The sequence below is a fragment of the Bradyrhizobium japonicum USDA 6 genome (genome assembly GCF_000284375.1).
Lineage (GTDB): Bacteria > Pseudomonadota > Alphaproteobacteria > Rhizobiales > Xanthobacteraceae > Bradyrhizobium > Bradyrhizobium japonicum.
The window spans coordinates 6,673,730-6,700,649 of the sequence record NC_017249.1; the positions used below are offsets into that span (position 1 = coordinate 6,673,730).

At 64.8% G+C, this 26,920-nt stretch carries 26 protein-coding genes; 2 read left to right on the forward strand and 24 right to left on the reverse strand.

The features are described 5' to 3' along the window. Positions 1-3: 3 nt before the first annotated feature. The 7 genes from BJ6T_RS31410 to BJ6T_RS31440 all read right to left on the reverse strand — a co-directional run bounded on the left by BJ6T_RS31410 (position 4) and on the right by BJ6T_RS31440 (position 6,328). On the reverse strand, positions 4-666 hold the full coding sequence (locus BJ6T_RS31410) for an HAD family hydrolase (RefSeq protein ID WP_014496592.1): 663 nt from the start codon (positions 664-666) through the stop codon (positions 4-6). A gap of 73 nt (positions 667-739) precedes the next feature. Beyond that, entirely contained in the window at positions 740-2,659 is a 1,920-nt protein-coding gene (locus BJ6T_RS31415) for a nitric oxide reductase activation protein NorD (RefSeq protein ID WP_014496593.1), read from the reverse strand. Positions 2,660-2,669: 10 nt separating this feature from the next. Continuing rightward, on the reverse strand, positions 2,670-3,482 hold the full coding sequence (locus BJ6T_RS31420; protein WP_028169609.1) for a CbbQ/NirQ/NorQ/GpvN family protein: 813 nt from the start codon (positions 3,480-3,482) through the stop codon (positions 2,670-2,672). Positions 3,483-3,541: 59 nt separating this feature from the next. Then, positions 3,542-4,888, reverse strand: coding sequence for a cbb3-type cytochrome c oxidase subunit I (locus BJ6T_RS31425; RefSeq protein WP_014496595.1), 1,347 nt, complete (start codon positions 4,886-4,888; stop codon positions 3,542-3,544). A gap of 37 nt (positions 4,889-4,925) precedes the next feature. After that, entirely contained in the window at positions 4,926-5,378 is a 453-nt protein-coding gene (locus BJ6T_RS31430; RefSeq protein ID WP_014496596.1) for a c-type cytochrome, read from the reverse strand. A gap of 111 nt (positions 5,379-5,489) precedes the next feature. After that, positions 5,490-5,750: a cytochrome C oxidase subunit IV family protein gene (locus BJ6T_RS31435; RefSeq protein WP_014496597.1), complete on the reverse strand. Its 261-nt coding sequence runs from the start codon at positions 5,748-5,750 to the stop codon at positions 5,490-5,492. 2 nt (positions 5,751-5,752) lie between these two features. Continuing rightward, positions 5,753-6,328 carry a cytochrome c oxidase subunit 3 family protein gene (locus BJ6T_RS31440; RefSeq protein WP_028169608.1) on the reverse strand — a complete coding sequence of 192 codons (576 nt, stop codon included), beginning with the start codon at positions 6,326-6,328 and terminating at the stop codon, positions 5,753-5,755. Positions 6,329-6,500: 172 nt separating this feature from the next. Here BJ6T_RS31440 and BJ6T_RS47560 point away from each other — a divergent pair, with 172 nt between their 5' ends. Beyond that, positions 6,501-6,656 (forward strand): hypothetical protein, encoded by a 156-nt coding sequence (locus BJ6T_RS47560; protein ID WP_085965373.1) that lies wholly within the window; start codon positions 6,501-6,503, stop codon positions 6,654-6,656. 29 nt (positions 6,657-6,685) lie between these two features. On the opposite strand, the gene BJ6T_RS31445 is transcribed toward BJ6T_RS47560, so the two are convergent. The 17 genes from BJ6T_RS31445 to BJ6T_RS31530 all read right to left on the reverse strand — a co-directional run bounded on the left by BJ6T_RS31445 (position 6,686) and on the right by BJ6T_RS31530 (position 26,302). After that, entirely contained in the window at positions 6,686-7,891 is a 1,206-nt protein-coding gene (locus tag BJ6T_RS31445) for a sensor histidine kinase (protein WP_014496600.1), read from the reverse strand. Positions 7,892-8,362: 471 nt separating this feature from the next. After that, entirely contained in the window at positions 8,363-9,553 is a 1,191-nt protein-coding gene (gene mmsB, locus BJ6T_RS31455) for a multiple monosaccharide ABC transporter permease (protein ID WP_014496601.1), read from the reverse strand. Then, positions 9,550-11,127 carry a multiple monosaccharide ABC transporter ATP-binding protein gene (gene mmsA, locus BJ6T_RS31460; RefSeq protein ID WP_014496602.1) on the reverse strand — a complete coding sequence of 526 codons (1,578 nt, stop codon included), beginning with the start codon at positions 11,125-11,127 and terminating at the stop codon, positions 9,550-9,552. The genes mmsB and mmsA overlap by 4 nt, the downstream gene beginning before the upstream one ends. Positions 11,128-11,299: 172 nt before the next feature. After that, on the reverse strand, positions 11,300-12,373 hold the full coding sequence (chvE, locus tag BJ6T_RS31465; RefSeq protein WP_014496603.1) for a multiple monosaccharide ABC transporter substrate-binding protein: 1,074 nt from the start codon (positions 12,371-12,373) through the stop codon (positions 11,300-11,302). Positions 12,374-12,446: 73 nt separating this feature from the next. Beyond that, on the reverse strand, positions 12,447-13,325 hold the full coding sequence (locus tag BJ6T_RS31470; protein WP_014496604.1) for an SMP-30/gluconolactonase/LRE family protein: 879 nt from the start codon (positions 13,323-13,325) through the stop codon (positions 12,447-12,449). After that, complete coding sequence (locus tag BJ6T_RS31475) at positions 13,325-14,401, reverse strand: aldose epimerase family protein (protein ID WP_014496605.1); 1,077 nt, start codon at positions 14,399-14,401, stop codon at positions 13,325-13,327. The genes BJ6T_RS31470 and BJ6T_RS31475 overlap by 1 nt, the downstream gene beginning before the upstream one ends. A gap of 2 nt (positions 14,402-14,403) precedes the next feature. Next, the gene (locus BJ6T_RS31480; protein ID WP_014496606.1) at positions 14,404-15,330 is read right to left on the reverse strand and encodes a Gfo/Idh/MocA family protein; all 927 of its coding nucleotides are present in this window, start codon (positions 15,328-15,330) and stop codon (positions 14,404-14,406) included. Then, entirely contained in the window at positions 15,327-16,079 is a 753-nt protein-coding gene (locus BJ6T_RS31485; protein ID WP_014496607.1) for a FadR/GntR family transcriptional regulator, read from the reverse strand. The genes BJ6T_RS31480 and BJ6T_RS31485 overlap by 4 nt, the downstream gene beginning before the upstream one ends. Next, entirely contained in the window at positions 16,076-17,056 is a 981-nt protein-coding gene (gene yjfF / locus BJ6T_RS31490; protein ID WP_014496608.1) for a galactofuranose ABC transporter, permease protein YjfF, read from the reverse strand. Before yjfF ends, BJ6T_RS31485 begins: the two co-directional genes overlap by 4 nt. Further along, a complete protein-coding gene (locus BJ6T_RS31495) occupies positions 17,053-18,045 on the reverse strand; it encodes an ABC transporter permease (RefSeq protein WP_014496609.1) in 993 nt (330 codons plus the stop codon). The genes yjfF and BJ6T_RS31495 overlap by 4 nt, the downstream gene beginning before the upstream one ends. Next, positions 18,042-19,586 carry a sugar ABC transporter ATP-binding protein gene (locus BJ6T_RS31500; RefSeq protein ID WP_014496610.1) on the reverse strand — a complete coding sequence of 515 codons (1,545 nt, stop codon included), beginning with the start codon at positions 19,584-19,586 and terminating at the stop codon, positions 18,042-18,044. The genes BJ6T_RS31495 and BJ6T_RS31500 overlap by 4 nt, the downstream gene beginning before the upstream one ends. A gap of 122 nt (positions 19,587-19,708) precedes the next feature. Next, positions 19,709-20,674: a galactofuranose ABC transporter, galactofuranose-binding protein YtfQ gene (gene ytfQ, locus BJ6T_RS31505; protein ID WP_014496611.1), complete on the reverse strand. Its 966-nt coding sequence runs from the start codon at positions 20,672-20,674 to the stop codon at positions 19,709-19,711. 461 nt (positions 20,675-21,135) lie between these two features. Then, positions 21,136-22,308, reverse strand: coding sequence for a fumarylacetoacetate hydrolase family protein (locus BJ6T_RS31510; protein ID WP_014496612.1), 1,173 nt, complete (start codon positions 22,306-22,308; stop codon positions 21,136-21,138). A gap of 132 nt (positions 22,309-22,440) precedes the next feature. Further along, the gene (locus BJ6T_RS31515) at positions 22,441-23,418 is read right to left on the reverse strand and encodes a HEAT repeat domain-containing protein (protein WP_014496613.1); all 978 of its coding nucleotides are present in this window, start codon (positions 23,416-23,418) and stop codon (positions 22,441-22,443) included. A gap of 2 nt (positions 23,419-23,420) precedes the next feature. Next, a complete protein-coding gene (locus BJ6T_RS31520) occupies positions 23,421-23,654 on the reverse strand; it encodes a 4Fe-4S dicluster domain-containing protein (protein WP_008141081.1) in 234 nt (77 codons plus the stop codon). 31 nt (positions 23,655-23,685) lie between these two features. Continuing rightward, entirely contained in the window at positions 23,686-25,428 is a 1,743-nt protein-coding gene (locus BJ6T_RS31525; protein ID WP_014496614.1) for a fumarate reductase/succinate dehydrogenase flavoprotein subunit, read from the reverse strand. A 100-nt stretch (positions 25,429-25,528) separates the two neighbouring features. After that, positions 25,529-26,302 carry a ferredoxin--NADP reductase gene (locus tag BJ6T_RS31530; protein WP_014496615.1) on the reverse strand — a complete coding sequence of 258 codons (774 nt, stop codon included), beginning with the start codon at positions 26,300-26,302 and terminating at the stop codon, positions 25,529-25,531. A 207-nt stretch (positions 26,303-26,509) separates the two neighbouring features. Between BJ6T_RS31530 and BJ6T_RS31535 the strand changes: the two genes are divergently transcribed. After that, a complete protein-coding gene (locus BJ6T_RS31535) occupies positions 26,510-26,806 on the forward strand; it encodes a gamma-butyrobetaine hydroxylase-like domain-containing protein (protein WP_028169606.1) in 297 nt (98 codons plus the stop codon). The last annotated feature ends 114 nt before the right edge of the window (positions 26,807-26,920 follow it).

Consider the following 26,920-nt stretch of genomic DNA (forward strand, 5'->3'; position numbering starts at 1 on the left):
GGCCTATGCCTCCCAGAAATCGCTCATGTGCGCGAAGACCCGATCGGCCCCGGCGCCGGACAATATAGCCTGGCCGTCGCGCCCGCGATAATGGCTGCCGCCGACAAATCCCCAGACCGTCATGCCGGCGGCCTTCGCGGCCACCACGCCACTGACGCTGTCCTCGATCACCAGCGTGCGCGCAGGCCGCGCGCCCATCTTCTCCGCCGCGTGGAGAAAGAGATCCGGCGCGGGCTTGCCGTGCGTGACCATCTGCGCCGTGTAGATCCGGTCGCCGAAATGGGGCGCGAGACCGGTCACTCTCAGCGACAGCGCGACGCGGTCGAGATCACTCGACGAGGCCACGCAATTCGGTACGCGCAGGCCGGACAGGACGGTATCGGCATCGGGAATCGGATGGAGCGCCCTCTCGAAGGCGATCAGTACGCGCGACTTCAGCCGGACCGGAAAATCGGCTGGCATCGCCTGGCCGAGTTCGCGATAATGCTGCGTGACCGCGCTCGTGCTTCGTCCGAGAAACAGCTCGAGCGCCTGCGCAAGTGTCAGCGATATCCCAAATCCGGACAGCTCGTCCACAAGGCACTGGCAGCTCAAGAGCTCGCTGTCGACGAGCACTCCGTCGCAGTCGAAAATGACGAGATCGGGCCTTTGCCGGCTTCGGTCCATCCGGCCATTCGATCATATACCCATCCTTTGAGCAATAGTTCACCGAAGAGGGCGCGTGGCGGGTTCGCCGGGGTCAATGGGCGACCTGTCGATAGATCGCCGGCAACGCCGCAGGCAAGCGGCAGATGTTGCCGACGATGGCGTAGCCGCTGCGGCCGAACAGCGTCGGGACGTAGGATTGCGCCGTCGCATCGACCGTCACGCCGAAGACCGCGATGCCGAGCCGCCGCGCCTCCTGCACGGATTTGCGGGTGTCCTCGACCGCAAAGCGGCCCTCATAATGATCAACGTCGTTCGGCTTGCCGTCGGTGAGGACGAGCAGCAGCTTCTTGCGCTGCGGCTGGCGCGCCAGCTCGGCCGAGGCGTGACGTACCGCCGCACCGATCCGTGTGTAATAGCCAGGCTTCAGCGCGCCGATCCGGCGCTCGATCGCCCCACTCATCGGCTCGCCGAAGGCCTTGACCGTTTCGAGCCGCACCCAGGAACGCCGGCGCGAGGTGAAGGTGAGGATACTGTGGTGATCGCCGCAGGCCGACAGGCCGTGCGCAAGCACCAGCAGCGCCTCCTTCTCGACATCGAGCACCCGATAGCCGTCGACCCAGGCGTCCGTCGAGAGCGAGACGTCCACGAGCAGCGTGACGGCAAGATCGTCCCCTGGCGGTCGCATGGCGACATGGACGCGATCGAGACCGCCTCCGCCGCTTCCGGCGCGGAGATCGCACCGCGCGCGCACGAGTGCGTCGAGGTCGAGGTCGTGCCCATCGGCTTGGGCGCGCATCAATTCATGACGCGGTCGCAACACCTCGAAGCGGCGGCGCACCTGGCGGATATGCCGACGCATGGCGTCATCAGGCGTCCAGCCCTCACCCAGCTCGGAGGCCGCACCCGCGAGCACGCGGCAATGATCGGGCAGATAGGAGCCGCTGCGATAGTCCCATTCGGGATAGGTCAGGTCCGCGTGCAATCGCGATACATCGAGGGCTTCCGGTGGCAGGTCGAGATCGAATTTGAGCCGGCTCGCCGGCTTGCCGCTGCGGCGGCTGAGCGCGATCTCCTCGAGGTCGTCGGCTGCCTTCTGCGCATCCTCGTCCTCACTGTCGTCAGCCGGGCGGTCGACATTGATCATCTCGGCCATCGCGAGGATCTTTTCAAAGCGATTGAGCACGAAGGGATCGCGGCGATTGGTACCGTCTTCGCGCTCGCGGACGGCGAAACGCTTGCGATCGTCCGATGGCGCTGGCGCGCCGGTCGGCGCCCACTCGTCGTCGCCTTCATGTGTGGGCGACAGCGCCCGTGTCCAGCAATCGCCCCAGAGCGGGCATGGCAGGATCGAACGATAGCCCGGCGGCGCCCTGTCCGGCAGCGGCCCCGTCCCCATCATCGCCGGCCACAGTTTTCCCACCGGCGGCGTATCGGCGCCGAGCAGAGCAAGCACGATCTGCTCCATGTCCTGCTCGATACGCGGCAATGGCCGGTGTGGCCGCGCCATGGCCGTGGCCGCGGCCAACCGGGCGTAGTCCTCGGCAAGGCCGGGACATTCCGTCAGCACAAGCACCGCGATTTCGCTGGTCCGGCGCAGCGTCAGCAGATCGCGCCGCAGCGGATCGGCCTCGGCGATCGCGTCGACCGGTGCAAAGGCAAACCACGCGGCCAGCCACCGGTACAGCGCGGCATTCAGCCCGCGATCGGCGAAGATCGCGATGTTGTCGGGCAGGAAGATCGTCGCGGCATCGCGCCGGGGTTGCGCGAGCCGCTCGTCGCCGAGCCCGATGCGCTGCCGCCATCCAAGCCGATGCCCGGCCCGGCGGGCACTCGCGCTCGCGATCTGCACGCCTGTCTCCCCGCCAAGCGCGCGGAACATGATCGCGATCCGGCTGCGCACCTCCGCGAGCGACACCGCGTGTTCGGCATAGGCCGGATAGCTCGCGGTGCCGCCCACCAGGCGATGCCAGGCGCGACCGACGGTTTCTTCAAGCTCGAGGAAATCGAGCATCGCATCACTCTCAGGAGATAACGGCGCGTGCGACGTCGAGCAGCGCCGCCTTGACGTCTACGTCATCGGTGAGCGGTTCGATCATGCCGGCCAGCACCGCATCCGTAATTGAGGCTCCCGCCGCAATCAAGGTGGCGCAATAGACGACGAGACGGGTCGAAACGCCCTCCTCCAGGTCGTGCCCCTTCAGCGCGCGTAGCCGGCCGGCCAGCTGGACCAGCGGCCGCACATAATCGGGCGCGAGCCCGCTCTCGGCCGCGACCACCGCGATCTCCTGCTCCGGCGGCAGGAAGCCGAACTCGACAGCAATGAAGCGCTGCCGCGTCGACGGCTTCAACGCCTTCAGCAGGGTCTGGTAACCGGGATTGTAGGAGACCACGAGCATGAATCCCTTCGGCGCGACCAGCTCCTCGCCGGTCCGCTCCAGCGGCAGGATGCGGCGGTCGTCGGTGAGCGGATGCAACACCACCGTGACGTCCTTGCGCGCCTCCACGACTTCGTCGAGGTAGCAGATTCCGCCCTCGCGCACTGCGCGCGTCAGCGGACCGTCGGTCCACACGGTGTCGCCGCCCCTCAGCAGGTAGCGGCCGGTAAGATCGGCGGCAGTGAGATCGTCGTGGCAGGCGACGGTGTGAAGCGGCAATCCCAGCCGCGCCGCCATGTGGGCGACGAAGCGCGTCTTGCCGCAGCCCGTCGGTCCCTTCAGCAGGACCGGGAGCTGATGCCGCCAGGCGTGCTCGAACAGCGCGCATTCGTTGCCGCTCGGAGCGTAAGCCGGGAGCACGAGCGCGGGTGCCGACAAGGCGTGAAGTGCTGCTGTCATGGTTCTTCTCCGGAAATCATTCTGGAACGGCGGCCGCGACTTGCGCGGCCGCCTTGTGTCTATTCGGCCGGTTGCAAGGCGCCTGGGATAGTCGCCTGCTTCTCGCGGCCGGGCACCAGCACTGCCCAGACGAACATCAATGCAGAGATCGCGACGAACACGCCGGAGCCGAGCCGCACCCAGTAGAAGAAGGCAAGCTGGTCCTGCACGTCCATGTAACTCTGGCCAAGCACGCGCTGGAGATGGACCTGAATCACGCCGGCAAAGGTCAACGCGAAAGTCATGGTCATCATCGCCGTGCACATGATCCAGAAACTGGTCATGCTGAGCCACTGGTTATAGGGCGCACGTCCCTTGATCTGCGGGATCGCATAAGCCATCACCGACAGGTTCAGCATCACATAGGCGCCGAAGAAGGCGAGATGGCCATGTGCGGCGGTGACCTGCGTGCCGTGGGTATAGTAGTTCACCGAGGACAGCGTGTGCAGGAAGCCCCAGACGCCGGCGCCGAGGAACGCCATCACTGAGCAGCCGACCGACCACAAGAGCGCGGCGCGGTTCGGATGCTTGCGGCCGGCCTTCCAGGTCATCTGCACGGTGAAGATCACCATGGTGAAGAAGGGCGCGACCTCCAGCGTGGAGAACAGCGAGCCGATCCACTGCCAGTAACCGGGCGCGCCGATCCAGTAGAAATGGTGGCCGGTGCCGAGAATGCCCGAGAACAGCGCAAGGCCGATGATGACATAGAGCCACTTCTCGACCACCTCGCGGTCGATGCCGTTGAGCTTGATCATGAGATAGGCCAGCACGGAGGCCATGATCAACTCCCAGACGCCCTCGACCCAGAGATGCACGACATACCACCAGTACATCTTGTCGACCGCGAGATTGGCCGGATTGTAGAAGGCGAACAGGAAGAAGATGGCGACACCCCACAGGCCGAACAACAGGATGTTGGTGACCGTGGTCTTGCGGCCCTTCAGCGCCGTCATCGTCACGTTGAACAGGAACATCAGGCAGACCACGACGATCCCGACCTTGATGATGAAGGGCTGCTCGAGAAACTCGCGACCCTCATGGTAGTGGAAGAGATAGCCGGCCACAGCCACACCTGCCGCGCCGAAGAACATCCAGAACTGGATCTTTGCGAGCAGCGGGCTGTACAGCTCGGTCTCGGTTTCCTCCGGTAGCAGGAAGTAGGTCGCGCCCATGAATCCGATCAGCGACCACACGATCAACGCGTTGGTGTGAATCATCCTGACGATGTTGAACGGCAGCAGCACCGACAGCGTGTTGGGCAGGACGTAGATGGTTCCGGCAAGCAGGCCGAACAGGACCTGCGCCAGGAACAGCGTCAGCGCGCCGTAAAAGTACAGCATCGCGACTTTCTGGGTCTGATATTTCATCTCGGGTTCTCTCTGTCTTGAAGCGGATGCGGCGTGCTCAACCGGCCTTGTTCGGCGGCCATTCCTGGCGCTTGATCTTGCTGGTCCATTGCAGGAAGTCGGCGAGATCGTTGAGCTCCTGGTCGGTGAGGTTGAACTGCGGCATCTGGCGCCGGCCCTCCGCGCCCGATGGCTGCGATTGCATCCAGGCCTTCAACGTCTCGCGCGCACCGGCCGGATCCTCGTTGCCGCCCCAGCGATCCCAGACATTGCCGACTTCGGGGGCGAAATAGGCGCCCTCGCCCAGCAACGTGTGGCAATTGATGCAGGAGTTCTTCTCCCAGACATGCTTGCCGCGCGCGACCGACGATGTCAGCGTCGTCGCGTCCGTCGAGGTCGTCGCCATATAGTAGTGGCTGTGCGCCGTCAGCCCGATGAAGATGGCGAAGAAGAAGGCCGAGCCGCCGTAAAAGACGTTTCGAGCCGCCGACTTGGTCAGGCGTTCAGCCATTGCCAGTCCTTTCCGTTGTGAGTCCAGTCGTGAGGAAGCAGTGATGCTGTATCTTGCCGATTGGTGCCGACGGGTCTTTGTCCGGGCGCAATCAACGCTGCGTTGGCGGCGTCAGATCAATGCGATGACGGCGGAGGCGAGCCACGCAACCAGCACCACGATCAGGATCCATGCGCTCACCAGACCGCGCCAGAGCGCCGGCGCCGCGCGGAGATCCATGAAATCAAGCGCGATGCGGCGGCCCTTGATGGCGGCGAAGATCAGCAACAAAGCGTCGCCGAGCAGCGGTCGCGGCACCAGCTGTGGCACCAGCATGGTCGCCAGCGCGAGGCCGATCAGCGCTATCCAGGTGATGTCGAGGCGATCGGGCATCATCACCGCAGCAGATACAGAATCGGGAACATCACGATCCAGACCAGATCGACCATGTGCCAGAAGGCGGCCCCGGTCTCGACGCCCGATATGTCGGCGCGGCGGCAGACCACGGCGAGAATCACGATGCCGAGGCAGACGTGCAGGAGATGGAAGCCGGTCAGGAGGAAGTAGAGCGTGAAGAACGGGCTGGTCTCGAGGCCGATCCCACGACCGATCTCTTCGGCATATTCGGTCAGCTTGATCGCGATGAAGAGGCCGCCGAGCGCCATGGCGGTGAGGAGCCATCGGCGCGAGGCCTGCTTCTCGCTGGTCCGCGCGGCCTTCGTAGCCCGGGCCGCAGCCCAACCGCTGGTCACCAGCACGATTGTGTTGAGACCAGCGAGATTCGAATCGAGCACCGCCTGCCCCGCCGCGAACACTGCGGGGCGGATCGCGCGCGCGACCGTGAAGGCACCGAGAAACAGGCCGAAGGCGACGAGCTCGCTGAAGATCAGCACCCAGATCATGGGATCGCCGGGGAGATCTTCCAAGATTCCCCAGCCGGTTCCCTGTTGTTCGCAATCGGCCGCAGACATCGTCTTTCCGGATCAGGACACCGGCCAGACTTAGCTCAACCGTCCAGTTCGGAATTTGTCGCAGGACAAACTGGGCGGCCACCGGCGGAGATGTTTGCGCCGACGCAACGTCCCGCTCGCCGGAGCGCGGTACGAACAGACTCAGGGTTCGCAACGAGCGGTGAGCAATGACATGAGCGATGCACAGATCGGGCTAATGACCGCGACCCCCATCATCATCGCCTTTGCCATCGCGCTCCGGCGCATGGGCGTGCTGTCGACGGTGGCGACGGTATCGGCGGTGAGCCTCTCCGTCGCGATCGCGACGGTGCTGTTCACGACGCAGTAGCCGGGCACTGCCGATGAGGAAACGATCAGCTATCGCCGGTCGGGGGCCATTCTCGGCAGGATGAGCTGAAACCGCGTCCCCGCGCCGGGCAGGCTCTCGAGCCGGATCTGCCCACCCAGCCGGTCGACTACGATGCTGTGAACGATATGCAGACCGAGGCCGCTGGCGCCGTCGTGCCGGCGCGTGGTGAAGAATGGGTCGAAGGCCCGCCGTTCCACATCGGGAGCCATGCCGCAGCCGTCATCAGCAAACAGCAGCTCAACGTGGTCATCATTGAGCGCACGGACCGAGACGTTGATCGTCCCGGTCTCGCCATCGGAGAATGCGTGCGTCATCGCATTGACTGCGAGGTTGGTGAGCACTTGGCCGAAAGGCCCGGGATAGCTGTCCATGGCGAGATTCGTTTCGCAGTGGAGGCTGAACGCGATGTCGCGCACCCGCAACTGCCGCTCGAACTGCGACAGAACCTGGCCGGTCAGCTCGCCTGCGTCGAAGCTGCGCCGAAGCGACTCGGTCTGGTCAGCCGCCACCTGCTTGAAGGATTGCACCCGCTCGGCGGCGCGACCGAGATTCGTGACCAGCTGCGCCGACGCATCGCTGACCAGTTCCAGAAACCCTGTCAGGGTCGAGCGCTTGAGATTACCCCGCGCGACCTCCGCCGCGAACTGCTCCGCCTTGCGCTGGAGCGTCGATGCCACCGTCAGACTGCTGCCGAGCGGCGTGTTGATCTCGTGCGCGACACCGGCAACCATGCGCCCGAGCGCCGCAAGCTTTTCCGCCTCGATCAGGGTGTCCTGGATATCGCGCAGATGGCGAAGCGCGGTCTCAGCGGCGTCCCTCGCGCTGCGAATCTCCCGCTCGGCGCGCTTGCGTTCGGTGATCTCCTCCGCCGCCACGTTGACCGCGACAATCTCGCCATCGGGCATTCGCAGCGGGTGCCAATAAGTAACCCAGGAACGCTCCTCGACCTGATCGGCCCGCTGCCCCGCCACCTCGATACCGATCACGGGCTCGCCCGTCGCGACGATCGAGCGCACAATCTGCTCGACGGAATCCGCCAGGGCCGGCACGCAGTCCCTGACCGTACGTCCAAGATGGCCTTCGATGGATATGCCGCAGATCTCGGTCAGACGCTGGTTGATCAGCAAATAGCGGCAGTCCGGCGACAGACAGGCCAACCCGATCGGGGCGGTGTCGTAGATCAGCTGCAACGCCGGCAAAGTCGAGACCAGCATCACCTCCGAAGCCGGCGATAACCTCACTGTACTCGTCACTCAGGTTCCCCGTGGTCCCTTGCGTCGACCACATGAGATTAGCACGGAATTGGCGATCGGTTGATCTAGATCAAGAAGACGCGCCGGCGCCTCTCGTTCCGAGGCTCTGGAGTGAATTGCCTCGTTCAAAACAGAACAAAGGCGCCGATCAATAAACCTGCAGCAAAGGAGCCTAGCCCGAGGGTGCAGACGGAAACGATGCGCAAGAGGATGCGAAGCCGGCCCTCAAATTCATCGTCTGTCATCTCGTGGATATGAGCCGCCACTGGTGCTGCCCTGCCCGTGCCCTGCTCGGCACCCCCGGATCTAGCCCCCAAATCATGGTCATCGCGAGGCATCGGTTCCGGTCGCGATGCCATGATCGAAATTGACGAAAATTGTAGTCGCCTGGCGGGGCGGCGCCAGAGCCTCCCCCGCGACGTGATTTTGCGCCTACCGCCGCTGGTTATACACGTCGATGCACACGGCGCCGAGCAGCACCAGGCCCTTGATGACCTGCTGGTAATCGATGCCGATGCCGAGGATGGACATGCCGTTGTTCATCACGCCCATGATCATGGCGCCGACCACGGCGCCGCCGACGCGCCCGACCCCGCCATAGGCCGAGGCGCCGCCGATGAAGCAGGCGGCGATGACGTCAAGCTCGAAGCCGAGGCCCGCTTTCGGTGTCGCGGTGTTCAGCCGCGCGGCAAAGACGAGGCCGGCGAGAGCCGCGAGCACGCCCATGTTGACGAAGGTGAGGAAGGTCAACCGCTCGGTCTTGATGCCCGACAGGCTTGCCGCCTTGGCGTTGCCGCCGACGGCATAGATCTGCCGGCCAATCACGGTGCGGCGAGTGACGAAGCCGTAGAGCGCGATCAAGGCGCTCATGATCACCAGCACGTTCGGCAAGCCGCGATAGGTCGCGATCAGGTAGGTGAAGTAGAGCACGGCGCAGGCCAGCACCACGCTCTTGCCGAGGAAGAACGCGTAAGGCTCGACCTCGATGCCGTGCGACTGCTCGCGCGCGCGGCTCTTGGCGCTGGCATAGACCAGCCCCAGCGCCAGCACCGCGCCGATCAGCATCGAGGTCGGATGCAGCGTGCCCGCTTCGGGCAGGAACTCCGGAATGAAGCCCGACGACAATTTCTGGAAGGTCGGCGGAAACGGCCCGAGCGACTGCCCCTGCAACACCGCGAGCGCAAGTCCCTTGAACACGAGCATGCCGGCCAGGGTCACGATGAAAGACGGTATCTTGAAATAGGCGACCCAATAGCCCTGCGCCGCGCCGATCGCTGCGCCGACCACGAGGCAGGCGATGAAGGCGAGCGTATAGTCGACCTTGTACGTCACCATCAGCAGGGCAGCGACCGCGCCGACGAAGCCCGCGACCGAACCGACCGAGAGGTCGATATGGCCGGTGACGATCACGAGCAGCATGCCGAGCGCCATGATGACGATGTAGCTGTTCTGGAGCACCAGATTGGTCAGGTTGAGCGGCTGGAGCAGCGTGCCGCCGGTCATGACCTGGAAGAACAGCATGATCGCGATCAGCGACATCAGCATGCCGTAATTGCGCAAATTGTTCTTGATGAAACTACCGTTCCGGCGCTCCTCGGGCAGCGAAACCGTCTTGTCGGTCATGGCTGCAATCCTCCCATCTCCGCGGCCTCAGGCACGCCGTTTCCGTTGCTTCGTTCGTTGCGCATGATGGCGCGCATGATCTTCTCCTGCGTCGCCTCTGTGCCCTTGAACTCCCCGACGAAGGCGCCGTCGTTCATGACGCAGATGCGGTCGCAGATGCCGAGCAGCTCGGGCATCTCCGAGGAGATCACCACCACGCCGCGCCCGGCCTCCGCAAGCTCGTTGATGATACAGTAAATCTCGTATTTGGCACCGACGTCGATACCCCTTGTCGGCTCATCCAGGATCAGTACCTTGGGGTCGGTCATCAGCCATTTCGACAGCACCACCTTCTGCTGGTTGCCGCCGGAGAGCTGGCCGGTCTCCTGGTAGACGTCGGAGCAGCGGATGCGCATCCGGTTGCGGTAGTCGCTGGCGACTTTCAGCTCGGCGATGTCGTCGATCACCCGGCCGGGTGCGACCTGGTCGAGGCTGGCGAGCGTGATGTTCTTGCGGACGTCGTCGGCCAGGATCAAGCCGAGCTGCTTGCGGTCCTCGGTGACATAGGCAAGGCCGGCGTCGATCGCGGCCGCGACGCTCGGCAGCACGATCTCCCTGCCCTCTAGCCGGATCCGGCCGCTGATTGTGGTGCCCCAAGAGCGGCCGAACAGGCTCATGGCAAACTCGGTGCGGCCGGCGCCCATCAGCCCGGCAATGCCGACGACCTCGCCGCGCTTCACGCCGAAATTGACGTTCTTGATCACCTGCCGCTCGGGATGAATGGGGTGATAGACCGACCAGTTCTCGACGGTCAGGACAGGCTCGCCGATCTTGGCGCTGCGCTCGGGAAAGCGATGGGCGAGATCGCGGTTGACCATGCTGCGGATGATGCGGTCTTCCTGGATCGGCTCGCTGCGGCAGTCGATGCTGTCGACGGTGCGGCCGTCGCGCAGCACGGTGATGTGGTCGGCGACCTTGGCCACCTCGTTGAGCTTGTGCGAGATCAGGATCGAGCCGATGCCCTGCTCGCGGAAGGCCATCAGGCGTTCGAGCAGCGCGGCGCTGTCGGCCTCGTTGAGGCTCGCGGTCGGCTCGTCCAGGATCAGCATCCGCACCCGCTTGGACAGCGCCTTCGCGATCTCGACCAGCTGCTGCTTGCCGACGCCGAGATCGGTGATCAGCGTATCCGGCGATTCCTTCAGGCCGACTTGCGCCAGCAGCTCGCGGGTGCGCCGGTAGACCTCGTCGCGATCGATGACGCCGAATTTTGACGGCGGATGCGACAGGAAGATGTTCTCCGCGATCGACATCAGCGGGATCAGCGCCAGCTCCTGGTGGATGATGATGATGCCGAGCGCCTCGGAATCGTTGATGTCGCGGAAGCGGCGCTCCTCACCCTCGAAAACGATGGTGCCCTCGTAGCTGCCGGCCGGGTAGACGCCGCTGAGCACTTTCATCAGTGTGGATTTGCCTGCACCGTTCTCGCCGACAAGCGCGTGGATCTGCCCGGCCTCGACCGAGAAGTTCACGTCACGCAGAGCCTGCACGCCTGAAAAGCTCTTGCTGACGTTGCGCATCTCCAGCATGGCGGTCATTCTCATTGTCCTCTACTTCGCCTCTCCCCGCCTGCGGGGAGAGGCCGAAATGCGCGCGCAGCGCGGATTTCGGGTGAGGGGGAGTCTCCGCGAGGGCAGCTGTCACCGCCCCCGTGGAGAGCCCCCCTCACCCTAACCCTCTCCCCGCACGCGGGGAGAGGGAATAGACCTCTTACTGGAACTGCGACTTCTTGTAGTAGCCGCTGTCGACCAGAGTCTTCTCCCAATTGTCCTTGTAGACCACGACCGGCTTCAAGAGATAGGACGGCACCGTCTTGGCGCCGTTCTCGTAGGTCTTGGTGTCGTTGACGGTGACCTGCTTGCCGGCGAGTGCGGCGTCGACCATGTCGGCGGTCACCTTGGCGAGATCGCGGGTGTCCTTGAAGATGGTCGAGTACTGATCACCGCGCAGCATCGCCTTGATCGAGGGCACCTCGGCATCCTGGCCGCTGATGATCGGCATCGGCTGGCCGGCGCTGCCATAGCCCACGCCCTTCAGCGACGAGATGATGCCGATCGACAGGCCGTCATACGGCGACAGCACCGCGTTGACCTTCTTGTTGCCGTAGTAGGCGCTGAGCAGATTGTCCATGCGGGCCTGCGCGGTGGCGCCGTCCCAGCGGAGCGTCGCGACCTTGTCCATGCCCATCTGGCCGGAGACGACGACGAGCTTGCCGCTGTCGATGTACGGCTTCAGCACGCTCATCGCGCCGTTGTAGAAGAAGTAGGCGTTGTTGTCGTCGGGCGAGCCGCCGAAAAGCTCGATGTTGAACGGGCCCTTGCCGTCCTTGAGGCCGAGCCCCTGGACAAGCGACTCCGCCTGGAGCACGCCGACCTGGAAATTGTCGAAGGTCGCGTAATAGTCGACGTTCGGCGTGCCGCGGATCAGGCGGTCATAGGCGATCACGGTGATGCCTTTTGCCTTCGCCTGCTTGAGCACGTCGGACAGCGTGGTGCCGTCGATCGCGGCGATCACCAGCGCTTTCGCACCCTTGGTCACCATGTTCTCGACCTGCGAGAGCTGGTTCGGGATGTCGTCCTCGGCATATTGCAGGTCGGTGTTGTAGCCGCGCTCCTTCAGCACCTTGACCATGTTGTTGCCGTCGTCGATCCAGCGCGCCGACGATTTGGTCGGCATGGCAATGCCAACCGTTGCCTTGTCCTGGGCGGAGGCGGTGATGCCCGAGGCCATCGTCGCTGCGCCGGCAAGCGCCAGCGCGAGGAATGTCGTCTTCAGTTTCAGCATGTTTTACTCCCTTGGGTGTCAGACTGTTTCTTCGTTTCGTCGAGAACGCTGGTCGTGTGCGGCTTCGAGCCTCCTATGCGAGCATGACGTCAGGCTCCGCGCGGCCACGCGCAGATGCCTGTAACAGGAAAGTGCAGCCGGCCTGCGGATCGGCGGCGCGCGCCGCCGCGTCCATATCCTGCCAGGCCGACGTGACGAGGAGGCGCGACAGATCAGGGCCGACGAAGGCCGGGCAGCTCGACTGCTTTGCCGGCACGCGCAGCGAGCGCAGGCGCTCGCCTTGCGGAGAGTAGACATCGATCCGGCCCGCACCCCAGCAGGCGTTCCAGATCTGCCCGTCGGCGTCGCACACCGAGCCGTCGAGGCCGCCGATGCCGGTGTGGCGCAACAGAACGTCCGGCTCGCCTCGCGGCAAGCCGGTCGCCGGATCAAGCGGAACGGCGTAGAGCACGGCGCGCGCGGTGTCGGCGAAGTAGCCGGTCGCCCCGTCCGGCGAAAAGCAGATCGAATTGGGAATGGTGATGCGGGGGAACAGCATCGAGATCTTGCCGCGATGGAACGCGTAGATCGCGCCCGCTCCTGCTTCCGCATTGCGGCCCATGGTGCCGATCCAGAACGTGCCGGACTGATGCACGCGGGCATCGTTGGAGCGCGTCGCGGGATTGTCGGCTTCCAACGGACAGACCAGCGTCAACGCGCCGTCGGCGAGCTTGCGGATGTAGAGGCCGTCCTCGGCGACGATCAACTGGCGCGCGGCGTCGATGCGCCCGAGACCGCTCGCCATCCGGCCGAGCGCGTGGACGCGAATGCTGCCGCTGCCGAGATGCGCCTCGAACAGCCGCCCCTCGCGGATATCGAACCACCAGGCCGTGTCGGTGCTCAAATCATAGGTCGGCCCCTCGCCGAGATGGCATGGATCGTCCGAGAGAACCGAGGTCGGCACCTCTTCCATCATGGCGTCCTCACTCCAAAGCGATAGACCGTGTGATGGCGGTAGACCTCGCCGGGATTGAGGCGCGGGCTCGGAAAATCCGGCCGGTTCGGCGCATCCGGCCAGATGTGCGGCTCGAGACACATGGCATCCGACTGCCGGATGAGCTTGCCGCCCTTGCCCGAGATCGTGCCGTCGAGATAGTTGCCGGAATAGACCTGAAGGCCGGGCTGATTGGTCAGGAGCTCCATGATGCGCCCCGAACGCGGCGCCTCCAGCCGGGCCGCGAAAGCAAGCTTGCCATCTCGCCCGAGACGGTAGGTATGGTCGTAGCCCCTGCCGTTCCGCAATTGCTGATCGCTCTCGCGGATGCGCGCGCCGACGGCCTGGCCGTCGCGGAAGTCGAACGCCGTTCCGGCCACCGCGCGCGGGGGCCCAGGCAGCGGGATGGCGGTGGGATCGATGGCGAGGAAATGCTCGGCCGCGACCGTCAGCTTGTGGTCGAGAATGGGCGTGCCTGAGGTCGCGCCTTCCAGATTGAAGAAGCTGTGGTTGGTCAGGTTGACGACGGTCGGCCGGTCGGTTCGCGCCTCCATCGTCAACGACAGCTCGGCCGGGCCGGTGACGCGATAGGTCAGGCGCACGTCGAGCCGGCCGGGATAATTTTCTTCGCCATGCGGACTCGAATAGGTGAGCGTCACGCCCGGCTCCGCACCGTCGTCGATCCCGGCGATCTCCCAGAGCTTGCGATCGAACCCGTCGAGGCCGCCGTGCAGCGCATTCGGACCGTTGTTGACCGGAAGCTGCACCGTCTCGCCGTCCAGCGAAAATCGTCCGTTGGCAATGCGGTTGGCGTAGCGGCCGACCGTGGCACCGAAGAACTTTCGTTCGGCGAGATAACCGGCGAACGCGTCATGGCCGAGCACGACGTCGTCGCAACCGCCTTTGGCGTCTGGCGCGATGAGCGCCTGGATCACTGCGCCATGGGTGATGATGCGGGCTTCGAACCCGCCCTCCCCGCGCAGCACGATACGCTCGACGTTGCGGCCGTCCGGCAGCGTTCCGAAGATGTCTTTTGTTATTTTTGAGCCAGCCATGTTCAGTCCACAAACGGTTCGACGATGTTGCGCCTGCCGAGCAGGAAGGCATCGGCAACGAGACGCAGCGGCGCCAGGTCGACGTCGCGCGCGCCGGTTGCGACGAGCTTGACGAAACGCCCGTACAGCTCGCGATATTCCTGATCGGGCGCCTCGGCAACGGTCTCGCCGTCGATCACCATGCACCGGCCGCCGCCCGACAACGTCATTCGACCCTGGTCCGTTTCGACGAAGATATCCCAACTCTGCGGTCCGGTCTGGCGGAAATCGAACTCGGCGGTCACAGGCAGGCCGCCAATGTCGGTCAGCGTCAGGTTCGCGGCGATCGGGGCCTGGCAATTGGCTGGAAAGGCCAGCTCGGCTGCGGTGACGAACACCGGCCGGGGCAGAATACGGGTCAGGATCGAGAGCGCGTTGATGCCGGGATCGAACACGCCGAGCCCGCCCGGCTCCCAGATCCAGCCCTGCCCGGGATGCCAGACGCGAACGTCTTCCTTCCAGTTGATGTGCACTGACTTGATCCGCCGCGTGAGAAGCCACGTGCGCGCCGGCTCGACCGCGGGCGCATAGCGCGAATGCCAGGTCGCAAACAGCGTTCGCTTGGCCTCCTCCGCCATCGCGATCAGCGGGTCGAGCTCGGCGACGCCGGTGCCGGGCGGCTTCTCCAGCATCACGTGCTTGCCGGCAGCGAGCGCCGCGGCGGCCTGGGCACGCCGTACCTGAGGCGGCGTGCAAAGCGAGACGGCATCGATCGGCGGTCCCTTTTCCAGCAATTCCTCGATGGTCGCAAAATGCGGCACGCCCGGCAGCGATGCGTTGCGGCTCGCGACGGCCGCGAGCGTCGCGCCCGCCGTCGCGGCAATCGCACCGACGTGCTGGTCGCGCGCGATCTTGCCGAAACCGACGATGGCAATACGAAGTTCGGTCACGCTTTTTCTCCAGTATCCGCTGACGGCAGCGCCTCGGCCTCGTGGCGGCGCATACCGTTGTGAATGACATAAACCATCGCTTCCGAGGCGGTCTGGGCGTCGCCGGCGGCGATGCCATCGACGATCTTCTGGTGCCAGAGCAGCACGGTGTCACGGTCCTCCGGCTCGACCGGTGCGCTGAGCAGGAAGGAGGCGCGCAGGGCGGCCTCGATGACGTGGCCGATCGAGCGCATGAACAGATTGCCCGAAGCGCGCGCCACCGCAACATGGAGCGCGAGGTCGGCGTCGGCAAAGCCGACGGAATCGGAAGCCTCAAACCGCATGCGGTCCATGCAACGACGGAGTTCGGCGAGGTCGTCCTCGGACCGCTGCGCCGCCGCCAGCATGGCCGCGCGCGGCTCGACCGCGAGGCGAATCTCCGCGAGGTCGTTGAGGAAGCGCTTGTCGATGCCGGCGTCCAGATGCCAGGCCAGCACGTCGGCGTCGAACATGTTCCAGGCAGCGCGCTCGCGCACGACGGTGCCGACGCGGGCCTTGGTGGTGAGCAGCCCCTTGGCGACCAGGGTCTTCACGCTCTCGCGCAGCACCGGCCGCGACACGCCGAACATCGCAATCATCTCGGCATCACCAGGCAGGCGCGTTCCCTCGGCGTAGCGGCCGGCGATGATGTCGACGCCGATCGAGCGGGCCACTTCCGCATGGTTGGAGTGGGCCCGGCGCGTCGGGATGACGACGATGCGCGACGTCATGTGGCTGCTCCTGCGCGCTTCGCCGCCGGCCGCCGCGCGAGCGCGACCAGCCCCTGCTGCAAGGCGATGAAGGCGAACAGTAGCACGCCGGTCGCGATCTTGGTCCACCAGCTCGACAGCGTTCCGTCGAAATTGATGTAGGTCTGGATCAGGCCCTGGATCAGCACGCCAAGGAAGGTGCCGATCACCGAGCCCTGCCCGCCCGTGAGCAGCGTGCCTCCGATCACGACGGCCGCGATGGTGTCGAGCTCGACGCCGACCGCGGAGAGCGAGTAGCCGGCGCTGGTGTAGAAGGAGAACACGATGCCGGCGATGCCCGCGAGCAGGCTCGACAGCATGTAGATCTTCACCGTCATCTTGCCGACGGCAACGCCCATCAGGCTCGCGGTGGCCCGGCTGCCGCCGAGCGCATAGACATTGGCACCGAACCGGGTGAGATGCAGCAGCAAGGCGCCGCCGATCACGATCACGATCATAATGATCGCAATCGCCGTCAATCGCCCTCCGCCGGGCATCCGCAGCGCGAAGTCCGACACGGTGGAATAGACCGGCGCGGTGATCGGCACCGATTCCGTCGAGAGCAGGAAGCTCGCGCCGCGGGCCAGGAACATCCCCGCCAGCGTCACGATGAACGGCGGCAGATCGAAGACGTGGATCACCGCGCCCATCGCCGCTCCGAAGGCCGCCGAGAGCGCGAGGATCGCGACGAAGGCAAGCAGCGGCGGTACGCCCCAGCGCTCGATCGCAAGCGCGACGAACACCGTGGTGAAACCGATCACCGAGCCGACCGAGAGGTCGATGCCGCCGGAGATGATGACGAAGGTCATGCCGGTCGCGACGATGCCGAGAAAGGCGTTGTCGGTGAGGAGATTGCCGACCACGCGGGTCGAGGCGATGTTGGGGAATTGCACGGCGCACAGCGCAAAGCCGGCAACGAGCACGATGGCGGTGATGAGGACGGGCGGCAGGCCTCTCATGCTTTGGACCTCCGCAGCCGCGCGGCGATCCCGGCAATCCCCGAAAATTTCGGCGATTGCAGCAGCAGCACCGTCATCACCACCACGGCTTTGACCAGCAAATTGAACTCCGGCGGATAGCCCGACAGCAGAATTCCGGTGTTCATGGTCTGTATGATCAACGCACCGAGCACGGCCAGCACGAGGCTGAAGCGGCCGCCGAACAGGGAGGTGCCGCCGATCACCACCGCGAGGATGGCGTCGAGCTCCAGCCAGAGGCCGGCATTGTTGGCATCCGCGCCCATGATGTCGGCCGCTGCGATCACGCCGGCGAGCGCGGCGCAGATGCCGCACCAGACGTAGACCGCCAGGATCATCGCACGCGTGCCGACGCCGGCAAGCTCGCTCGCCCGCGCATTGCCGCCGGTCGCTTCGATCAGCAGTCCGAGCGCCGAGCCGCGCACCACCGCGCCGGTGAGAATCAGCATACCCAGGGCGATCGCAACCGGCACCGGCACGCCGAGCACGGCGCCATTGCCAAGCCAGACCAGATCCGGCGAGGAGAAGGTCACGATACGCCCCTCGGTAATGAGCTGCGCGATGCCGCGTCCCGCCACCATCAGGATCAGCGTCGCCACGATCGGCTGCATGCCGAGCACCGCGACGAGAAATCCGTTCCACAATCCGCAGATCAGGCCGGCGCCGAGCGCGGCCGCCAGCACGACGGCCAGACTGTGAGTGTCAGCAAGGCTCGCCGCGATCGCGCCCGAGATGGCCATGACCGCACCGACCGACAGATCGATGCCGCGCGTCGCGATCACCAGCACCATGCCGAGCGAGAGCAGCGCCACCGGCGTACCGCGGTTGAGCACGTCGATCAGGCTGCCGAACAGCCGGCCGTCCTGGAGGCGCAGATCAAAGAATTGCGGCGACACGATGCGATCGACCGCCAGGATGACGATCAACGCGAGGATCTGGGCAAGGCCGCGGCGCGGCAACAGCGCTGTCATGCCCGGCCCTCATGCGCGACAGCGGCGCCATCGGCGGCGATGGCCGCGAGGATATTGCCGACGTCGATCGCCTCGCCCGCGAGCTCCTCGACATGGGCGCGGTCGCGCAACACGACGACGCGGTCGGAATAGGTCACGATCTCATCCAGCTCGGAGGAGATCACGAGCAGCGCCAGCCCGTCGTCGCAGAGCTCGCGGATCAGGCGGATGATCTCGGCATGCGCGCCGACGTCGATCCCGCGGGTCGGCTCGTCCAGCACCAGGAGGCGCGGCGAGGTCGCGAGCCAGCGTGCCAGCAGCACCTTCTGCTGATTGCCGCCGGACAGCAGCCCCACGGCGCGCTCCTGATCGGGCGGGCGAATGTCGAGCATCTTGACGTAGCGGCCTGCGATTTCGTCCTGCTCGCGGCGCGACAGCGGCCGGTGCAGGCCGCGCTTGGCCTGGAGCGCAAGCACGATGTTCTCGCGCACGGTGAGCTCGGCGACGATGCCGTCGGTCTTGCGCTCTTCCGGGCAATAGCCAAAGCCGTGGCGCACGCCGTCGCGCGGCGATTGCAGCCGCACGGGCGCCCCCTCCACCCTCGCTTGCCCGCCATCGGCGCGCTCGGCGCCGAACACCAGCCGCGCCGTCTCGGTCCGGCCCGAGCCGAGCAGGCCGGCGAGACCCACGACCTCGCCATGGCGCAGCTCGAGATTGAACGGCGCGACATAGCCGACCTTGCCGTAGTTCTCGAAACTCGCGCAGACCTCGCGCGCCTGATGCTCTCCCGCCGACGCGCGGGCGCTGGTGGTCTCGGCCAGCTCGCGGCCGAGCATCATCCGGATCAGCTCGAGCCGCGGCAGCGAGGCGGTCTCGCGCTCGCCGACCAGGCGGCCGTTGCGCAACACCGTGATTCGGTCGGAGATCTCGTAGACCTGATCGAGGAAATGGCTGACGAACACGATGCCGATGCCGCGCTTGGCGAGCTGGCGCATGATGCCGAAGAGAATCTCGACCTCGTGACGGTCGAGGCTCGCGGTCGGCTCGTCCAGGATCAGCACGCGGGCGGAAAGATCGACCGCGCGCGCAATCGCGGTGACGTGCTGGATGGCAACAGAATAGCTGCCGAGCGGCGCGGCGACGTCGATATCGAGGCCGAAGTCCGTGAGAAGCGCCTTGGCGCGACGCCGCATCTCGCCTTCACGCACGATGCCGAAGCGCATCGGCTGTCGGTCGAGGAACAGGTTCTGCGCGACCGAGAGATTCGGCAGCAGATTGACCTCCTGGTAGACGGTGGCGATGCCGGCCTGAAGCGCGGCCTTGGCCGAGCGCGGCGCGACCTCCTCGCCGCCGAGCCGGACGATGCCGGCATCGCGCGGGAATACGCCGGTGATCACCTTGATCATCGTGGATTTGCCGGCGCCGTTCTCGCCGAGCAGCGCATGAATCTCGCCGACACGAAGCGTGAAGTCGACCTCCTGCAACGCACGCACAGCACCGAAGCTTTTGCTGATCCCGCGCACCTCCAGCAGGGAAGGAGCAGGATCGGGGCTGTTCTCCATAACGACGTCACTCCCACCGGTGCCCGCTTATGCTGCGGACACCCAGCCTATTCGTTCGCGCAACGGTTTCCAAAGAGGGGAGCGCCGGACCGCGGGGGAGCGGTCCGGCACGGCACCCCGCCTCAGTAACCGAGGCCCTTCTTGCTGTCGTAGATCTTCTGCGGATCGTCGGCCGCGGTATAGAGCTTGGAGTCGGTCTGGATCCATTTGGGCGGAACGGTGCCCTTGTCCTTGAAGGCCGCGATGGCATCGAGCGCGGGGCCGGCCATGTTCGGGGTCAGCTCGACGGTGGCGTTGGCTTCGCCGGCAGCCATGGCCTTGAAGATGTCGGGGACGGCGTCGATCGAGACGGTAAGGATCTCCTTGCCCGGCTTGAGGCCGGCTTCCTTCATCGCCTGGATCGCGCCGACCATCATGTCGTCATTGTGCGCATAGACGGCGCAGATCGACTTGCCGCCGCCTTCGGCCTTGATGAAGCTCTCCATCACCTCCTTGCCCTTGGCGCGGGTGAAGTCGCCGGTCTGGCTGCGCACCACCTTGAGGTTCGCATGCTTGGCGATGGCGGTGTCAAAGCCCTTCTTGCGGTTGGCGGCGACGCTGGCGCCGACCGTGCCCTGCAATTCGACGACGTTGCACGCCTTGCCGCCGACGGTCTTGGCCAGCCAGTCGCCGGCAACCTCGCCTTCATGCACGCTGTCGGAGGTCACGGCGGTGAGATAGAGCTCCTTGCCGGAGGGATCGATGTCGCGGTCGAGCAGCACGACCGGGATCTTGGCTTCCTTGGCTTCCTTCAGCACCGAGTCCCAACCGGTCGAGACCACAGGTGCAAGGAAGATCGCATCGACGTTCTGCGCGATGAAGGAGCGGATCGCCTTGATCTGGTTCTCCTGCTTCTGCTGCGCGTCGGCGATCTTGAGATTGACCTTTCGCTTGGCAGCCTCCTGCTTGGAGACCGACGTCTCGGCCGCGCGCCAGCCGGATTCCGATCCGATCTGCGAGAAGCCGATGGTGAGCTCGGCGGCGCTGGCCGGCAGCGCGAGCAGCAACGCGGCCGTGGCGCTGGCCGCAAAGAGGGCTTTGAGGGTCATCAGGCGTGTCTCCCAAGAAGTCATCTTGTGTTATCTCGGGCGCCGATTGGTAGCATGGCACCCGCAGGCCGGCCCTTGAGGCGGCGGGAGGGACTATTTCACGGAAGATGAGTTCCGACTAGTCATATTATTTGACTATTAGCACGAAACTTCGATTTGACGGGATGGACGGTTTCTATGACACGCCCAGAGCGATTTTGTTCCGTGGATGCAACGGGGAGATGAAGGTGTATGTACGGCTCGCTACCTCTCCTCCGCGTCATTGCGAGCGCAGCGAAGCGATCCAGAAACTGTCCACGGAGGGACTCTGGATTGCTTCGCTGCGCTCGCAACGACGGTGTGGATAGGGTTCGGCCTAGGTCGACCAAATCGACTCGCGGAGAGTCCGGCTCACCTGGACTGCATATTCGATGCAATCCGGCCTCTCCCCCGCGTGCGGGGAGAGGCGAAGGGCAGCGGAGCTAGATCAGCTTCCGTTGCGCGAGGTTCTTCATCAGCGCACCGATTCCAAACGTCCAGGGCTCGCACTCGTCGCTGGTGCGCATGCGGTTGACGAGCTTGCCGAGCTGAGGCGCTGCGATCGTGACGATGTCGTCGCGCTTGTGGGTGAACCCCTGCCCCGGCGCATCGCGATCCTTGACGGGGGCGAACATCGTGCCGAGGAACAGCACGAAGCCGTCGGGGTATTGATGGACCTTGCCGATCGTCTGCTCGACGAGGTCCGTCGGATCGCGGCTGATCATGCTGATCGAGGAATGGCCGTCGAGGACGAAGCCGTCCGCGCCCTTCACGTTCAGGCTGATATCGAGCTTGCGCGCGTCGTCGAGTGTGAAGGTGTCGTCGAACAGACGCAGCAGCGGGCCGATCGCGCAGGAGGCGTTGTTGTCCTTGGCCTTCGACAACAGCAACGCCGAACGCCCCTCGAAGTCGCGCAGATTGACGTCGTTGCCGAGCGCGCCCCCGACGATCTTGCCGCGGCTCGAGACGAACAGCACGAGCTCCGGCTCGGGATTGTTCCAGGTCGATTTCGGATGCAGGCCGGCATCCATGCCAGTGCCGACTGACGACAGCGTCGGCGCCTTGGTGAAGACCTCGGCATCCGGACCGATGCCGACTTCGAGATATTGGCTCCAGGCGTTCTGATCGATCAGCACCTGCTTCAAATGCATCGCCTGGTCGGAGCCCGGCTTGAGTTTTGACAGATCGTCGCCGATCAGCCGCGTCACTTCTTTCCGGATCGCTTCGGCCGAGGCCGGATTGCCCTTGGCCCGCTCTTCGATGACGCGCTCCAGCATCGAGATGGCGAAGGTGACGCCGGCGGCCTTCAGGGTCTGGAGATCGAGGGGCGCAAGCAGCCACGGCTTTTTCGGATCGCGCCCATCCGGCGCCGTGTTAGCCACGATCGCTTCGAGATCGCCGATGCGCTCGCCCTTGACCGCGGCGAGCGCCTTGGCCGGATTGTCTTCCTCGCAGAGCGCGCTGACGGTCGGAAACTTGGCGGTGACGTCGAAGACGCCGTCTCCACGGACGGCGACAACGGCCGGACCGTTCGCCTGCGGCAGCCAGACGCGGCCGACCAGCGTCCCCTTCGTTCCATCCTCGGGGAGAAGATCTCTAACAGTCAGTGTCGTCATGGCCGCGTCCTCGCTCTTTCTCGGATCGGCCGCGCTGAAATAGCAGCCGATCCCATTGGCGAAGACCAATAAACGTCTGGCAGGGGAAGTCCAGACCGGCCGCGAAGAGCCGCTATGCCCCTGCCCGGGCCTTTATGCGCCTGCTCGCGCTTTGCGCGCCGCGATCTGCTGGAGCGCCCAGCGCGCGTTCTTGCGAACGTCAGGGTCGGCATCGTCGGCGATGACGGCAAGGAATGCCTCGCCGTCGGGATGGGCAATCTCGCCGAGCGCGGCGGCCGCCTCCTTCCGCAAATTGGCCTGGTCGTGGTGGATGCAATTGCCGATCGGGCGTACCGCGCGCTCGATCTTCATCTTGCCGAGGCTGCGGATCGCCTTCAGCCGCACCTGCCAGAATTCATCGGCGAGCGAACCGACAAGCTGATCGGCCGCGAGCGAACCGTTGACGTTGAGGCCCAGCGTTTCCGCGGCCATCTCGCGTACCATCCAGTCCGGATCCTTCAGCCCGCGTGTGATCGTCTCGGCCGCGGGCTTCAACTGCGAGAACGCCAGCGCGCTCACCGCGGCGCGGCGCACATGGGCGTCGGGATCATTGATCAGCGCGGTCAGCGCGGGAATGGATTCCTCCAGCTTGAGGAAGCCGATCACGCCGATCGCCTGCACGCGAACGGCCGCATCTTGATCCAGGAGCGCTTCCAGCGCCGGCTTCAGCGTGTCCTTGCAGCGCAGCTCCTTCAGCGCGCGCAGCGCGCCCATGCGGACGAAGGCATGGGCGTGCTTGACCAGCGGCAGGATGATCTCGGCGCAGGCCGGATCCTTGAACTCGGCCATGCTGTCGGCCGCGGCCGCCGCCACGATTCTTTCGGGATCGACCAGCAGCTTGACCAGCCCACTCGCAGCCTCCGGCCCGTCGAACTCGCCGAGCGCCATCGCGACCTGCTGGCGCACGCCGGCGTCGGGATCTGCGACCATGTTGGCGAGATGTGCGACGGCTGCGGGATCTCCGGAATGCCCGAGCGCGATGATGGCGACACGGCGCTCGGCGGGATCGGCGGCCTGCAACCGTTCATCGGCGTCTTCGAGGTCGTCATAGGACTCGAACGGGCTCGACATGATCACCTCAGCAGATAGGGAATGTTGACGGTGACGGCGCCGGTCGGGCAATCGGCCTCGCACGGCATGCAATACCAGCACTCGTCATAGGCCATGTAGGCCTTGCCGGTCATGTCGCTGATGCGGAGCACGTCAAGCGGGCAGACGTCGACGCACACGGTGCAGCCCTTGTCGGCGATGCATTTGGCGTCGTCGACGACCACCGGAACCGATGTCTGATAGGACGCGAGAGGCATTTTATGTCTCCTGTTGCGATGTTGCGGTGGATCAGGCGGAGGCGCGGATGCGTTGCTTGTCGTAGAGGTCCTTCTCGTCGTCGGCGATCGGCACGACATAGGGCTCCACGGCGCGCTTCTCGCTGGTCATCTTGCCGTTCTGCTTGGAGAGCAGCGTGTGGCAGAACCAGTTCTCGTTGTCCTTCTCCGGGAAATCCGTGCGCCAGTGATAGAGGCCCCAGCGGCTCTCCTCGCGGTACAGCGAGGCGTGCACCGCCATGTCGGCGCAATCCATGATCGACTGCACTTCGAGCGCGCGAAGCAGCTCGTGTGCGTTGCGCGCGATCATGTGTTCCTGCATGTCCTGTCGCGTCTCGGCGAGGCGGCGCATGCCGAGCTCGTATTTGCGCGTGACTTTCGGCGGCTGGAGATAGTCGTTGACGAGGCGACGGGTCTTGTACTCGACCTGGTTCGGCGGAATGCCGTCTTCGCGTTTGGTCGGCGCCAGCACGCGGTCGCGCTCCAGCGCGACATCGGCCGCATCGAACTCCGCAAAGTCGTGGTTGTCGGCGAATTCCATGGCGTCGATGCCGGCGACCGAGCCGTTGGTAAAGGCGCCGAGCATGTAATTGTGCGGCACGCTTGCCATGTCGCCGGCGGCATAGAGGCCGGGCACCGTCGTGCGCGCATTGTCATCGACAAATACGCCGGAGGCGCTGTGGCCGGAGCAGAACCCGATCTCGGAGATGTGCATCTCGATCGACTCGCTGCGGTAATCGACCCCGCGCCCCTGCTGAAACAGGCCGCGCGTGGGACGCTCGACCTTGTGCAGCGTGGATTCGATCTCCGAGATGGTGTCGGGATGGAGATGCTTGAGCTGGAGGAACACCGGGCCCTTGCCTGACAGCAGCTCGTTGTAGAATTCCAGCATCATCTGGCCGGACCAGTAGTCGCACTCGATGAAGCGTGATCCCTCGTTGTTGGCGGTGAAGGCGCCGAAGGGACCGGCGACATAGGCGCAAGCCGGGCCATTATAGTCCTTGATCAGCGGATTGATCTGGTAGCATTCGAGGTTCGCCAGCGCTGCACCGGCGTGATACGCCATGGCATAGCCGTCGCCGGAATTGGCGGCGTTCTCGTAGGTGCCGAACATGTAGCCGGAGGTCGGAAGGCCGAGGCGGCCGGCGGCGCCCATGCAGAGGATCACGGCCTTGGCCTTGATGACGAGGATCTCTGCCGTGCGCGTGTTGACGGAGATCGCGCCGGCGATGCGGCCGTCGGACGATTTGAGCAGCCGCGTCGCCATGTAGCGGTTGGAGATCAGGATGCGGGCGCGGCGAAGCTGGCGATAGAGCGCCTTCTTGACGGTCTCGCCGTTCGGCATCGGAAGGACGTAGGTGCCGATATGGTGCACCTTCTTGACGGCGTAGTCGCCGTTCTCGTTCTTCAGGAAGCGGATGCCGAAACTGTCGAGCTCTTCGATGATCTTGTAGCAATTTTGCGCGTATTTATAGACCGCCTTCTGATCGACGATGCCGTCGTTCGCGATGGTGATTTCCTTGGTGTACTGCTCCGGGGTCGCATAGCCGGGAATGACGGCGTTGTTGAGCCCGTCCATGCCCATCGAGATCGCGCCGGAGCGCTTGACGTTGGCCTTTTCGAGCAGGACGACATTGGCCTTCGGGTTCTTCAGCTTCGCCTTCAGCGCCGCCATCGGACCGGCCGTGCCGCCGCCGATCACCAGCACATCGCAGGAAACCTCCGAAAGTCCGTCGACGATCTCATCTAGTGCCATCGCTTGCTCCTGGTTCGCCGGTCCGGCGCCTTCGCATCAGATTTGTTCAGGTGGTCGTCCGACGATAGCAATTAGTTGTCGCCGGGACGCGATTTGCGGCTCAGCGCTCGACGAAGGCCTTTTCAATGACGAAATGGCCGGGCTGGCTGTGATTGCCCTCGACAAAGCCGCGCGCGGAAAACATCGCGGGCAGTTCCTCGAGCATCGCCGGGCTGCCGCACAGCATGATGCGATCGGTCTCGATATCGAGGCCGGGTTGCCCGATGTCGTCGAACAGTTGGTTGGAGCCGATCAGGTCGGTGATGCGACCGCGGTTTTTGAACGGCTCGCGGGTCACGGTCGGGTAGTAGACGAGCTTGTCGCGGATCAGCGGACCAAAGAATTCGTGATTGCGCAGGCCGTCGACGAGGTGCTCGCCATAAGCGAGTTCCGAAACCTGGCGGCAGCCATGGGCAAGTACGATGGTCTCGTAATTCTCATAGACGTCGGGGTCCTTGATCAGGCTGGCGAAGGGCGCGAGGCCGGTGCCGGTCGAAAGCAGCAGCAGGCGTTTGCCCGGGATGAGGTTGCCGGTGATCAGCGTGCCCGTCGCCTTGCGGCCGACCAGGATGATGTCGCCCTCCCGGATCTTCTGGAGGCGCGAGGTCAGCGGGCCGTCCGGCACCTTGATCGAGAAGAATTCGAGCGCCTCCTCGTGATTGGCGCTCGCCATGCTGTAGGCCCGCATCAACGGCTTGCCCTCGACTTCCAGCCCGATCATCGCGAACTGGCCGTTCTGGAAACGGAAGCCCGGATCGCGCGTCGCCGTGAAGCTGAACAGGGAGTCGGTCCAGTGCCGGACTGACAAAACCGTTTCCTTCTGAAATGCGCTCATGGTCTCTCCTCAGCCATCGTTGGCGCACAAGGTTTCGGAGAGAGCAGAGTCCGGCAATTCGGAAGTGAAATTCCCGGTCGATTAGTTTCACATTTGGTGGGCGGTGACTGAAGAGGAGGCAGACGGCCACGCGTCCGCGCTGGCAATTAGTTGCTATTCGTGCGCGTCCGCGCCGACATAGAAGGAAGCTGGAGGTTCGTCATGACCATGACCTTGGTGGCGCCGACTGTGGCCGACTATGAAGCCAGCGCCGATCTCGCGACGCTCGTCATCCGCACCACACGGGACGATGCGGTCGGAATCACTGCCGAGCAGCTCCGCCTCTCCTGTAAATGCGCCCATTGCACACGCGCCCGCTTCGACGATCGCTTCCCCGAACGCTTTCCCGGCATCGCCATCACCGAGATCGGCGATCTCGGCTATGGGCTGAACATCTCGTTTTCGGATGGGCACAACAGGGGGATTTACCCGAAGCCGTATCTGCTGAGCTTGGCGGGGCGCTAGGCTCCGCAAACTCCGCCGTCATTCCCCGCGAAGGCGGGGAATCCAGTACGCAGCGCCCCCTCCGTATCCCATTGACGTCTCTGGAATACTGGATCGCCCGCCTTCGCGGGCGGT